This window comes from Lysinibacillus sp. NPDC097287 (assembly GCF_044761695.1).
Classification (GTDB): Bacteria; Bacillota; Bacilli; order Bacillales_A; family Planococcaceae; genus Lysinibacillus.
Genome location: NZ_JBIWCX010000012.1, coordinates 13,386 through 25,961, shown reverse-complemented (window position 1 = coordinate 25,961; position 12,576 = coordinate 13,386). Strand labels below are relative to the sequence as shown.

The 12,576-nt window shown below is 38.4% G+C and carries 11 protein-coding genes and 1 other annotated feature; all 11 genes read right to left on the bottom strand.

Annotation, left to right across the window (positions count from 1 at the left end; genetic code table 11):
- Positions 1-8: 8 nt before the first annotated feature.
- Positions 9-1,028 carry a rod shape-determining protein gene (locus ACIQ2D_RS15880; protein ID WP_402865697.1) on the bottom strand — a complete coding sequence of 340 codons (1,020 nt, stop codon included), beginning with the start codon at positions 1,026-1,028 and terminating at the stop codon, positions 9-11.
- Positions 1,029-1,341: 313 nt separating this feature from the next.
- Positions 1,342-2,013, bottom strand: a complete 672-nt coding sequence (gene radC, locus ACIQ2D_RS15875) for a RadC family protein (protein ID WP_402865914.1) — start codon at positions 2,011-2,013, stop codon at positions 1,342-1,344.
- Positions 2,014-2,045: 32 nt separating this feature from the next.
- Positions 2,046-2,639 (bottom strand): Maf family protein, encoded by a 594-nt coding sequence (locus ACIQ2D_RS15870; RefSeq protein ID WP_402865912.1) that lies wholly within the window; start codon positions 2,637-2,639, stop codon positions 2,046-2,048.
- 100 nt (positions 2,640-2,739) lie between these two features.
- Positions 2,740-3,366, bottom strand: coding sequence for a hypothetical protein (locus ACIQ2D_RS15865; RefSeq protein WP_402865695.1), 627 nt, complete (start codon positions 3,364-3,366; stop codon positions 2,740-2,742).
- A gap of 245 nt (positions 3,367-3,611) precedes the next feature.
- Positions 3,612-4,886 carry a bifunctional folylpolyglutamate synthase/dihydrofolate synthase gene (locus tag ACIQ2D_RS15860; RefSeq protein WP_402865693.1) on the bottom strand — a complete coding sequence of 425 codons (1,275 nt, stop codon included), beginning with the start codon at positions 4,884-4,886 and terminating at the stop codon, positions 3,612-3,614.
- Complete coding sequence (locus ACIQ2D_RS15855; RefSeq protein WP_402865691.1) at positions 4,883-6,175, bottom strand: bifunctional folylpolyglutamate synthase/dihydrofolate synthase; 1,293 nt, start codon at positions 6,173-6,175, stop codon at positions 4,883-4,885. The genes ACIQ2D_RS15860 and ACIQ2D_RS15855 overlap by 4 nt, the downstream gene beginning before the upstream one ends.
- A 123-nt stretch (positions 6,176-6,298) precedes the next feature.
- Positions 6,299-6,703, bottom strand: a complete 405-nt coding sequence (locus tag ACIQ2D_RS15850; RefSeq protein WP_402865689.1) for a hypothetical protein — start codon at positions 6,701-6,703, stop codon at positions 6,299-6,301.
- Positions 6,704-7,026: 323 nt separating this feature from the next.
- Positions 7,027-9,672: a valine--tRNA ligase gene (locus tag ACIQ2D_RS15845; protein WP_402865687.1), complete on the bottom strand. Its 2,646-nt coding sequence runs from the start codon at positions 9,670-9,672 to the stop codon at positions 7,027-7,029.
- 45 nt (positions 9,673-9,717) lie between these two features.
- Positions 9,718-9,978 (bottom strand) — a binding site (T-box leader).
- A 265-nt stretch (positions 9,979-10,243) separates the two neighbouring features.
- Positions 10,244-10,876 carry a valyl-tRNA synthetase gene (locus ACIQ2D_RS15840; RefSeq protein ID WP_402865685.1) on the bottom strand — a complete coding sequence of 211 codons (633 nt, stop codon included), beginning with the start codon at positions 10,874-10,876 and terminating at the stop codon, positions 10,244-10,246.
- 88 nt (positions 10,877-10,964) lie between these two features.
- On the bottom strand, positions 10,965-11,411 hold the full coding sequence (locus tag ACIQ2D_RS15835; RefSeq protein WP_402865684.1) for an SRPBCC family protein: 447 nt from the start codon (positions 11,409-11,411) through the stop codon (positions 10,965-10,967).
- Positions 11,412-11,797: 386 nt separating this feature from the next.
- On the bottom strand, positions 11,798-12,340 hold the full coding sequence (locus tag ACIQ2D_RS15830; RefSeq protein WP_402865682.1) for a TlpA family protein disulfide reductase: 543 nt from the start codon (positions 12,338-12,340) through the stop codon (positions 11,798-11,800).
- Between the last annotated feature and the right edge of the window lie 236 nt (positions 12,341-12,576).

The following is a 12,576-nucleotide window of genomic DNA, read 5'->3' as shown; positions in this document are numbered from 1 at the left end:
AAACCTCCTTACCCTCTACCTTGTTGTTGACGAATTAAATCAATATGATCTAAAGCTTTACCAGTACCAATTGCTACACAGTCAAGCGGATCTTCTGCGATGAATACTGGCATATTCGTTTCACGGCTAATAACTTTATCTAAGTTTGTTAATAACGCACCGCCACCAGTTAAGACAATACCGCGTTCCATCACGTCAGCAGATAATTCTGGAGGTGTTTGTTCAAGAGTTTTCTTTACGCCATCAATAATAGCTGTCACTGCTTCACGTAATGAGTCTGAGATTTCAACAGAAGAAATTTCAATTGTTTTCGGTAAACCTGTCAAAAGGTCGCGACCACGGATGTCCATTTTCAGCTCTGGACCTTCAGCACTTGCAGTACCAATCTCCATTTTCACAGCTTCTGCCGTACGTTCACCGATCGTTAGGTTATATGTCTTACGGATATATGAAATAATCGAATGATCCATTGCGTCACCGCCGACACGAACTGACTCACTTGTTACGATACCACCTAAAGAAATAACTGCCACTTCTGTAGTACCGCCACCGATATCAACTACCATAGAACCAGTTGGATCCCAAACAGGTAAGTTTGCGCCGATTGCAGCTGCAAACGGTTCTTCGATTGTAAATGCTTCTTTTGCACCAGCTTGTCGAGATGCGTCGATTACTGCACGTTGTTCAACTGATGTAATACCATAAGGCACACAAATCATAATATTTGGTTTTTTCCAGTTACCCCCGGAATTTTTCGATGCTTCTTTTAAGTAGTACTCTAACATCGCTCTTGTAATTTCAAAATCAGCAATAACGCCGTCTTTCATTGGACGAATCGCTACGATTGAGCCTGGTGTACGACCGATCATATTTTTCGCGTCATTACCAACTGCAACGATATCTCCTGTTTTTGTATTTTGTGCTACAACTGAAGGTTCGCGTAAAACGATCCCTTTTCCTTTAATAAAAACTAATGTATTCGCTGTGCCGAGGTCAATCCCGACATCTTTACTTCCTAATCCAAACAAATTGTGTACTCCCTTTCTATTTAAGTCATACTTAAGTTTCGTTGACATAAAATCATACCGCTCATTATAACGCAAAAACGCAAGAATTTATAGTGTCACATGCACTGTCTTACGTAAAACATACTAATTTATTTTTTCTACTAAAATTTTCGCGTTCATAGATTAGCATATAATTTTTTTTCGTGTAAGACAACGCCTGACATGTTGCCAATTTTTGTGAGCAACCGATACTATCATATATCTACAATGACGTACTATTACGTAAATAGTTTCTTAAATATAAAAAAAAGCTCTGCAAGTTAATCTTGCAGAACTAAAAATAACCTTTTTCCTTTAGACTAATGTATCGATGATCCCCGATAATCACGTGATCGACCAAATCAATACCTATAATATAACCCGCTTCTTGAATTCTTTTCGTTACTTCAATATCTTCCGGGCTCGGTGTTGGTACACCACTTGGATGATTATGCGCACAAATGATGGATGCCGCTGATCGTTTTACCGCTTCACGAAAAATCTCTCTTGGATGCACTATAGAGGCATTAAGACTCCCGATAAAAATCGTTTGCTTATGAATGATTTGATTTTTCACATTTAAAAATAAGCATACGAAATGCTCTTGTGTGAGCGATGTCATATCAGGCATTAAGTACGTAGCTGCATCTTGCGGAGAACGAATCGTATATTTTTCATCGACTTGCTTTTGTGACAAACGTCGTCCTAATTCAATAGCAGCAAGTAGCTGAATCGCTTTGACTTCACCAATGCCTTTAATCGTCATCATCTCTTCAATCGTCGCATGTTTTAAATGATGTAAACGTTCGAATGAACTGAGCACTCGATTTGCAAGGGAAAGTACCGATTCCTCCCTCGTGCCTGAGCGCAGTAGTATAGCAAGTAGCTCTTGGTTCGATAGACTCATTGCCCCTTGCCGTAGCAATCTTTCACGCGGACGATCTGCGATATGTACGTCCCGTATCATCATCTCTGGTAAAACATCTATAGGCAAAAGCCTCACTCCTTCGCAAATTGGATAATATTTCGAGCTACCAATTGCGTAAACAACGCTGCAAGTGGTAACCCAACAACATTGTTATAATCCCCTTCAATTCGCTCAACTAAAAGTGTGCCAGCCGTTTGAATACCATAACCACCCGCCTTATCAAACGGATCACCCGAAGCAACATAGGCTTCGATTAATGGTTGTGATAATTTGTTAAAAATGACTGCCGTTTCTTCCACAAAAGTCGTTTCTTGTCCATTTGGTTCTAATATGGCAACTGCTGTCATGACCGCATGACGTTCTCCTGATAAACGTGTTAAGTGTGAAATAGCCTCCTCGCGTGTAGTTGGCTTATGCAGAAGCTCATTGTCAAAAACGACAATCGTATCTGCACCAATGACCGTCGCTGTTGGAATTTTTTTCGCTACATCGCGAGCTTTTAACAATGCCACACCTTTCACATACTCTTGCATCGTCATTGCTTGTACGCTTGTCTCCTCCACATCACTCGTCACAATGTCAAATGGGACATCTAGCATAGCGAGCAATTCCTTACGTCGTGGAGAAGCAGAAGCAAGCACAAGCTTTTTATTTGTTTCAAACATCATTTTTTACATTCCTCCTCAACACTCATCATAACGGAGAAATGTTCTTTTGAAAATTTTCAAAAAAACGAGATAATATCCATTTCGCTATACTTTCAGTTTAAAATTTCACTTGTAAGCAGGCATTTTTCGACTTATAGTGTGCAAAAACATGTAAGCGAACAATGCTTAAATCATTTGATATCTTGGATACTGCCGTACCGATAGATTGCCAATCAGCAGGTAATGTAGAATCATTTGCTGTTTCTTGAAAATTTAATTTTGCTGCATTTTTATCAGCTAACACACCAGGTAGCTCGGCAATCTTTGCATCTGTACAACTTTCATTGACTACAGTAAATGCTTTTTTAAACGTTGGTGGATCTTCTAAGAACGTTAACTTACTTTCATCAAGGACCATACTTGTCCAAACGTAAAATTTCCCATCCACATCCACAATGGCACCTTCCTTTAAGGCTGGATACCCGGCTAAAAATGCACTCGCACTTTCATAATTTGAAAATACACCTGCCTGGCTAGCGTAAAACATGGATGAAGGAGACGAATCACCCGCAGTTGGAATAATTTCCTCTTTGCTTTCAGTTTCGCTATCCTCTTTTTTTAGTGCTACTTGATTACTCGTTTGGAGAACGCCTAAAAATATAGCAACACCCAAAAGACCTACAATACTCCCTATAACTATTGCCTGAATCACTTGTTTTTTTATGCCACGACTTACAATTTTCATGCGTTCATCACCTCTCCATTCAACGTAACAAAATTCACATAAAAAAAGACGAGACTCGTGTCGTCTCGTCTAAAAAAATTTATCGCTAGTATGTAGCAAAAAACGTTTCTATTCTTCATAATTTGCCAAATGTAAGCTAATAAATTTTTTGCAACTTATAAACTTTCACATTAACTAGCTATTATTCAATATAAGCATAATAACAATCCAAAAAATACCCAATTTATTTTAAAAGGGATTCATCATCATGTATGGGGTTGATTTCCGTTCCGGCTGGACAATGCACTTCGAATTTCTGCAAGTAAGTATAAAGAACCCGATACGATTGTTTTATTGTGCATTCGGGATTGTTCTTCGATAAATGCAATACCGTCTTGTAAAATATATTTTTCTTTAGCATTTGAAAGCTGTAGCATTTCTTTTGCCGACATAGCACGAGGATTGTCTATATCTACGAAATAAAAACAATCACTTACCTGCTCAAGCTGACATAATACCGCTTTTACGTCTTTATCGGCAAGTATACCAACGACAAATGTCACAGATTCTTCTGGCAAGTCTTCACGTATCGTTGCAACTAACTTCTCTGCACTAGCAGGGTTATGAGCCCCGTCTAAAATAATATATGGCAACACTTCTTCATACCGTCCTAACACAGTTGCCTGTTGAACACCTGCTACTATGCTTTGAAGATTCACAGGTAAGTTTAATGCAGAAGCAACCTCAAAAAAAGCAGTAATCGCTAATGCCATATTATTGGCTTGATGTTGCCCTTTCATTTTTCTTTTAGGAATCGTCAATGTTAAGCCGTTTTCATCATTCGTATACTTTTCACCAGCAGTGGTTGGCTCGATGTAAAATTGATCACCTAACTCTAGTACCGGTGCTTTTTGTGTACGTGCTTCCTCGCAAACAACAGCTTTTGCTTCTTGTGGCATTTCACCGATAATAACAGGACGATTTTGCTTAATAATACCTGCTTTATGATGGGCAATACTTGCAATTGTGTTCCCTAAAAACTTTGTATGCTCTAGCGCAATACTTGGAATAATGGATACAATCGGCGTTACCACATTCGTGCTATCAAGTAAACCACCCATCCCCGTTTCAATTAGCGCAACGTCTACATGGCTATTCACAAAATGTAAGAATGCTGCAACCGTAAGCAATTCAAAATCTGTTAACTTTCCGCTTAGTCCAGCCTTGCGCATTTGCTCAAATACGATGTCCATCTCAGCTGTAGTAATCGGTAAACTTGCCACTTGTATTTGGTCATGCACATCTAAAATACAAGGCGACATAAACTTGCCTACGCGTAAGCCATGTTCCTTCGAAATTGCTTCTAAAAAGGTAAGGGTAGAACCTTTTCCATTTGTACCAGCAATATGCACAACACGAAGCTTCTGCTCTGGATTTCCCACCAATGATAGTGCTTCTTGAATCGCCGTTAGTCCTGGTTTGATGACATCATCACTTTGTACTGACCATTTTTCTTTATATCGATCAAATTGTGGAATCATCGAACTACCTCCAGTAGCGATTTACGAGCTTCCGCTATAAAATATAACGAACCAGTAATGACTAAAATGTCATCAACTTCTTTCCCCTGTATTTCCGCATCAATAACACCCAGCCAATCTGAGCTATACACTTTTTTCGGATGCTGTGATAACGCGGCTAGTTGCTCTGCAGGCATCGCATTTGGTAAAGAAATTTGCGTAAAAGCTATTGAATTTGCTACTTTATCCATTAGCGCAACACTATTGACATGGTCCTTATCTGAAAGTGCTGCGTAGATAAAGTTATATTTTCGATTTGGATAGACGTCTTTTAATGTTTGGATAAGCGCTGCTGTACCTTCTGAATTATGCGCCCCGTCTAACACAATATTTTGGGCAACTTGCTCAAAGCGCCCTGCCCACTGCGCTGTTTGTAGTGCAGTACGAATAGAAGACTCCGCTATTCTTACATGTCCCTTTTCTTGTAGCACTAACATTGCAGTCACCGCAAGACTAGCATTAGCCACTTGGTGTGCACCTGCCATTTTCAGTGCAATTTCTTGCATCTTAATGTCCGCTTTTTCATAATCAAACTGCTGCATACCTTCTAGTTGCTGTGGCGTCGTGCTCGTAAAATCTTCACCTAAGATGAAACACTCAGCATGACGTTCTGAAGCCACTTCACGAATGATTGCGAGTGCTTCTTCATTTTTCACCCCAACAATAACCGGGACACCTTCTTTAATAATGCCGGCTTTTTCAAAAGCTACTTTTGCATACGTGTCCCCTAAAAATGCAGTATGCTCTAACGAAATCGTCGTAATTATAGATACAAGCGGTGTAATAACATTTGTAGCATCTAAACGTCCGCCAAGCCCCGTCTCAATTAATGCAAAATCCACTTGTGCCGCAGCAAGATATAGGAACATTATTAACGTTATCACTTCAAAAAAACTAGGATAATCGCCATTGTAATGCGTTTCAATTATACGTGCCACCGCATTCATATACTGCAAAAATTGCGCATCAGGAATCTGTACACCGTTAATTGTCATGCGCTCGTTGACACGTTCTAAATGTGGTGATGTAAATGCCCCTACTTTATAGCCTGCCCCCTCAAACATTTTACGTAGTGCATTCACAGTGGAACCTTTACCATTAGAACCTGCTATATGAATTGCTTTTATCTTATCCTGTGGGTTATCTAAGTGAGCTAGCACTTCTCGCATCATGACTAGTGGCGCACGTTTATGGTCAACTGCTTTTAATTTGAAAATAAAATCTGTACATTGTTCCATCGTTGTAAACAAACCAAACACTCCTTATGTATGCAATAGCTCTATTTTAGTACAAAAATTGCCTAGCACACACTCTATTCGCATTCAAATTAAAAACACACAGCAAGTCGCTGCATGTTTTTTTATTGGGTATAACTATTGTAATTGATATTCCATTCCAAGTAGAGCGCCCATATCATCTAGGATAATCTTTGCATCATTATTTAAAAGAGGATGAACATCCGGTCTTTGGACTAATTCAAAAGAGTTTTTTAATGTTCTTTTCAACATGGATATATCAAAGTTCGAACAATATTCATTAATTTTATTGATTGTTAATAAATCTGTACGTGTTAATTTATTGTTTGTTCCATCGTTTACTTTACTATCCGTAATTACATGCTTAATTAACACTTTCGCATTTGTATTAAGGAGTCTATAATATTTTGCTTCTGATAATTTAAGAAGATTTGCCTCTATGATTGCTCTCGCATTAACAAATTCCAAATCGTCACAGGCCATATTTACTTTCGCAATGATTGTTCCTATATTTCCAGACATCAGTAACCTCCAAGATTTAACATCACTTTAGTGCATAATAAAAGGCCATTCTAATTACGATAGAATAGCCAAGAGAAATATTAATAAATCCTTTTCTTTGATAACCAGGCAATCATAGTATGTAAGATTTATAATAGTCTTCATACATTAGACCCTAGGATTCGCGCCCTACCTATTTATGTATTCCACCCTTGTCTATTATACTAATATCAAACTAGTATAATGCATAATTAGCCCTATTTCAAGAGCTCTTTTTCATTACAAAACACACAAATAGCAAAAAAACAGCGGATGACCAATAAGCCATCCGCTGCCAAACGTGTTTACATATTTTTAAGTTCTTCTAAACGTTTTAATACTAATGCATGTTTGCTTTCGTAATCTGCTAATTTTTCACGTTCAGCATTTACTAAAGCTTCTGGTGCCTTTGATACAAATTTTTCATTCGAAAGCTTTCCAGACACTAACTTAACTTCCTTCGCCCATTTCTCTAATTCTTTTTCAAGACGCGTGATCTCTTCTTCTAAGTTAATAAGTCCTACAAGTGGCAAGAATAGTTCAGCTCCCGTAACAACAGCTGTCATCGATTGACCTGGTGCTTCTAATCCTTCTCCAATTGTCAACGTTTCTGGGTTACAGAATTTTTCTAAATACGCTTTATTTGCTTCAAGTACACTTACAGTCGCAGCATCTTTCGCTGAAATGAATAATGGTACTTTTTTGCTCATAGGTGTATTTACTTCCGCACGAATATTACGTACTGAACGTATAATATCCATAAGCAGTTTCATATTATCCGCTTCTTCTGCGAAGTGTAGGTCAGCGCGTACTGTTGGCCATGCAGCAACTGTAATAGACTCACCTTCGTGCGGTAAGTGTTGCCAAATCTCTTCCGTGATAAATGGCATGAATGGGTGTAGTAAACGCATCGTTTGATCTAACACGTACGCTAAAATTGAACGTGTCGTTTTCTTCGCCGCTTCATCCTCACCATTCATTGGTAATTTCGCCATTTCGATATACCAAGAACAGAAATCATCCCAAATGAAGTTATATAGCTCACGGCCCACTTCACCGAACTCATAACGTTCAGCAAGTGAAGTAACACGTTCGATTGTTTCATTAAGACGAGTTAAAATCCATTTATCTGCTACTGATTTTTCACCAGTTAAATCGATTTCATCATATGTCATGCCGTCCATGTTCATTAATGCAAAACGAGAGGCATTCCAAATTTTATTGGCAAAGTTCCATACCGATTCTACTTTTTCAGTTGTGTAGCGTAAATCTTGACCAGGTGATGAGCCTGTTGCTAAGAAGTAACGCAGTGAGTCAGCACCGTATTGTTCGATAACATCCATTGGATCTACACCGTTACCAAGTGATTTACTCATTTTACGTCCTTCGCCATCACGTACTAAACCGTGAATTAATACATCTTTGAATGGACGTTCGCCCGTAAATTCAAGCCCTTGGAAAATCATACGAGACACCCAGAAGAAAATAATGTCATACCCAGTTACAAGTGTGCTTGTTGGGTAATAACGTTTGAATTCTTCACTTGCTTCATCTGGCCAACCCATTGTTGAAAATGGCCATAACGCAGATGAGAACCAAGTATCCAGAACATCTTCATCTTGCGTCCAGTTTTCAGCGTCAGCTGGTGCATCTTTTCCAACATAAATTTCACCTGTTTCGTTGTGATACCAAGCTGGAATTTGGTGACCCCACCATAATTGACGAGAAATACACCAGTCGCGAATGTTTTCCATCCAACGAGAATAAGTGTTTTCAAAACGAGACGGTACAAAGTTTACTTTGCCTTCCTCATCTTTTTGAAGTTCAAGAGAGGCATCTGCAAGTGGCTGCATTTTTACGAACCATTGTGCTGACAGATAAGGTTCCACTACTGCGTCAGTACGTTCAGAGTGACCTACAGAGTGCATATGCTCTTCGATTTTAATTAACACGCCTGCTTCTTGTAAATCAGCAACGATTTGTTTTCGGCATTCAAAACGATCCATACCGTTGTATTTGCCAGCAAGTTCATTCATTGTACCGTCTTCGTTCATTACTAAAATACGCTCTAAATTATGACGGTTACCAACTTCAAAGTCGTTCGGGTCATGCGCTGGCGTCATTTTTACAACACCAGTACCGAATTCCATGTCTACATATTCATCAGCAACAATTGGAATTTCACGGCCAACGATCGGTAAAATAATTGTTTTACCAATTAAGTCTTGATAACGTTCATCTTTCGGGTGAACAGCCACACCAGAGTCACCAAGCATTGTTTCAGGACGTGTTGTAGCTACTTCTACGTATCCTGAACCATCTGCTAGTGGGTACTTCATGTGATAGAATGCACCTTGAACATCTTTATAAATTACTTCGATATCAGAAAGAGCCGTTTTTGCAGCAGGATCCCAGTTAATAATACGTTCCCCACGATAGATTAAACCTTTTTCATAAAGTTTAACGAAAACTGTTTTTACTGCATCTGAAAGACCTTCATCTAAAGTGAAACGTTCACGAGAGTAATCAAGGCCAAGACCTAGCTTCGCCCATTGCTCACGAATATGACCAGCATACTCTTCTTTCCATTCCATTGTTTTTTCCAGGAATTTTTCGCGCCCTAGATCATAACGTGAAATATTATCTTCACGAAGTTTTGCTTCTACTTTTGCTTGTGTTGCAATACCCGCATGGTCCATACCTGGTAACCAAAGCGCATCATATCCTTGCATACGTTTCATACGGATTAAAATATCTTGTAAAGTTGTATCCCACGCGTGACCAAGGTGTAATTTTCCTGTTACGTTCGGTGGTGGAATAACGATTGAATATGGTTCTTTTCCACTCTCAGGTTTCGCTTCGAAAAACTTACCTTGCAGCCACCATTCATAACGACCTGTTTCAATCGACTGTGGATCATACTTTGTTGGCATTGAAATGTTTTCTGTCATGTTTGTTCCTCCTATTTTGGACAAATAAAAAACTCCTAGCGTCTACAAAAGGACGAAGGAGTTTTAAGTTCGCGGTACCACCTTTAATTCCGAGTTGGTTGACAGTCAAGTGCCTACAAATGCACCTAAACAAAACCGATTCTCGGCTCTCAATTCGATAACGGTGTTTAACCGGCTTTAACTACTGTTAGTTCACTAAAGCTGCTCTTGGGCTACCTTCAATTGTGCACAAATGGAAACTTTGCAGCTACCGTTTCCTCTCTATAAATGCGCGGGCAATTTACTCTTCCCTTTCCATGCATCGCTATTTAACTTCCCACATTGTACCGCAATAGCACGCATTTTTTCAAGTAGTTTAGATATTTTCGACTAGTAGCTTAGAAAGGAAGTGAAATTTTATATGCGACGTAAATACAATCCCTGGTTTTTACCACCTTGGCTACGACAAATTCGTTTTTACTGTCGAACAATCATTTTACCAATTTGCGCCTTCCAATTTGTACGTGTCATAATCATTCCAACTACTGGAGATTTTATAATCTTATTATTATTGATACTTCTTTTCTATTTACTAATGAACGACATTATTTGACGGGCGTACTTTCAACAATGTGTAATTTTCTTCCAAATCCCAAATCATTGATGGTGCCTCCTGCTGCCATGAGCTAGACTCCCGAATAACAATTTGGCTCGCAGATTCTTTCGCCAGCACAACTTGTTCTTCAACTGCTAGCACAACTTCTTCCGCAACAGGTACGGGCGGTGCCTCAACAACATGTGCAACTGCTATTACTTGCTCAGTCTCGCTAAATGTACTCGCTATCGTCCATTCTAGCTGACACGTTTGGTTATTTAGAGAAGGTCGAATGTCTTTCACCATTAAACTATCAATAGATGCATCTTTCGGTAAATCAACATGTAATGGCACCGCATATTCAAAATATCCGGTATCTCCTTGAAGATCAAGTGCATCTATTTTCACCAAATCATCCGAATCCACCATGGCATGTTCTTCTTGGAAATCAAAACGCACATGTGCTGTCACATGATAAATACCAATTAACCGCAATGAATCCTCTAGTTGCTGAGCCTGCCACTGGGGCGTAATTTGTACAGAAGCAATTTCCGTAGGGCAACCATATCCAGGAAAACAAAAAGTCTCACTCATATTCCAAGTTTTATGTTCGATAATATTCCCTCCCATGCATTATATGTTGCTTTAATGAGGGGTATGACAGCTAAAAAGGAGGTGTCTCATGGTTTGAGACACCTCCTTTTTCACGTTGGCGTAATTATGCGTGTAATGCTTTAATTTTATTTGCTACGCGATCAGTTAACATTTGTGTTGCTTTTGGCACGATTGGCTTAAAGATCGGATTTAATATAGGACCAGCTAAGCCCCCTGCATTCACTTCTAAATAGCCTGTCATACGAGTATTGTTTTCATCAATACTTTCTGCTAAGAAATAGCCATTACCTGTGAAATTATCAGAAATTCCTTTTAAGTTGAATGTTACTTTAGATGGTGCAGACCATTCTAAAATATCAATTTCTACTTCTACCGTTTTTTTCAATACACCGACATTACCTTTAAATGTCCATGTAGACTGTTTGTCATTAATCATCGTATGCGCGTTATAACCTGGGACAAGCTTCGCCCATTTCTCCATATCGCTAACGAAATCCCATACGTTTTCAATCGTTACGGGTACTTCTACTATATGTGTGCCTGTTGCCATATCAATTCACTACTTTCTTTTATGAATAGCTATATTATAAACGATTTTGCTTACAAAATGCTTATGAGAATAGTAGTATTTATGTCGAATAAAATTTGGCAGACAGGATCTGAAACATACAAAAATATTAAAGAAGTACCAGTAGAACTCTAAAAAAATTCTTAGTGAAGACAATTATTAAACATAAAACATGACTGTAGCCCATTCTGCTTCCAAAAATAGTAGGCATGTTAAATAACTATTTTCCCTATTACTGTTAAAATTAAACGAACAACTTATCTAAATCGTTTCAAATAAATTTAAAAAACGTCGAACTTTTATCGTCCAACGTTTTGAGTGAAAAGCCATTTAATTATGTATCTCAAATAATAAGCATCGTAATTCTCTTAAAGCTGTGACACCAATTCATTCAACTCATCTTGGTTAACTTCACCCTGAACCCTGTATTGAACAACCCCATCTGTATCGATAATTATTGTTGTAGGATAGCCCATAATTTCAAATGATTTTAGTAAAAGACCTTTCTCATCTAAGAAAATAGGGAACTTAATATTATATTGATCCGCAAATTTTTCCACAGATTCAACACCTTTTTCTTTTGAAGTCATATTGATCGCGAGGAATTCCACATTCTTCGGTTTTTTCTTATAAAATTCATTTAAGTCAGGAGCCTCATTTATACAAGGTCCACACCACGATGCCCAAAAGTTCAAAACAAGAATTTTACCTTTATAATCCTCCAATGTGGTTTCAGATTTATCGAAGCGAACGAGTTTAGTTTCATATGCTATTTGCTCTGTTCCGTCTTCTTTTTTAATCAGAGCGTTAAATGTTTGGTCATTTGCAAACTCATTTTTCACGACAATCCCTATTAAAGTGACAATTAGTACAAGCGAAATGATTAAACCCATCTTTTTTTTAGCCGTCATAACCCACTCCTTTATTCTATATTTTAGTATAAATAGACATCATTGTATAAACATAACAATACTATTCTTTACACAATATAGAAAGATAAATTAAGGGAAAATTAGGTTAATCTCCAAAAGTAGGGAATTTTATTTACTTAAAGAACTTATTGATTTTAAAATGCGTGTTGATTGGAGTGAAGGCTGGACGCCCCCCGGAAAGCGCCCAGCCGGAACGGAAATCAACCTCAAGTTAT

Coding starts and splice junctions, on each gene's coding strand:
- radC (WP_402865914.1), bottom strand. CDS start 2,013: ATGATACGGGACGTACATATCGCAGATCGTCCGCGTGAAAGATTGCTA.
- ACIQ2D_RS15870 (WP_402865912.1), bottom strand. CDS start 2,639: ATGTTTGAAACAAATAAAAAGCTTGTGCTTGCTTCTGCTTCTCCACGA.
- ACIQ2D_RS15865 (WP_402865695.1), bottom strand. CDS start 3,366: ATGAAAATTGTAAGTCGTGGCATAAAAAAACAAGTGATTCAGGCAATA.
- ACIQ2D_RS15860 (WP_402865693.1), bottom strand. CDS start 4,886: ATGATTCCACAATTTGATCGATATAAAGAAAAATGGTCAGTACAAAGT.
- ACIQ2D_RS15850 (WP_402865689.1), bottom strand. CDS start 6,703: ATGTCTGGAAATATAGGAACAATCATTGCGAAAGTAAATATGGCCTGT.
- ACIQ2D_RS15845 (WP_402865687.1), bottom strand. CDS start 9,672: ATGACAGAAAACATTTCAATGCCAACAAAGTATGATCCACAGTCGATT.
- ACIQ2D_RS15840 (WP_402865685.1), bottom strand. CDS start 10,876: ATGGGAGGGAATATTATCGAACATAAAACTTGGAATATGAGTGAGACT.
- ACIQ2D_RS15835 (WP_402865684.1), bottom strand. CDS start 11,411: ATGGCAACAGGCACACATATAGTAGAAGTACCCGTAACGATTGAAAAC.
- ACIQ2D_RS15830 (WP_402865682.1), bottom strand. CDS start 12,340: ATGACGGCTAAAAAAAAGATGGGTTTAATCATTTCGCTTGTACTAATT.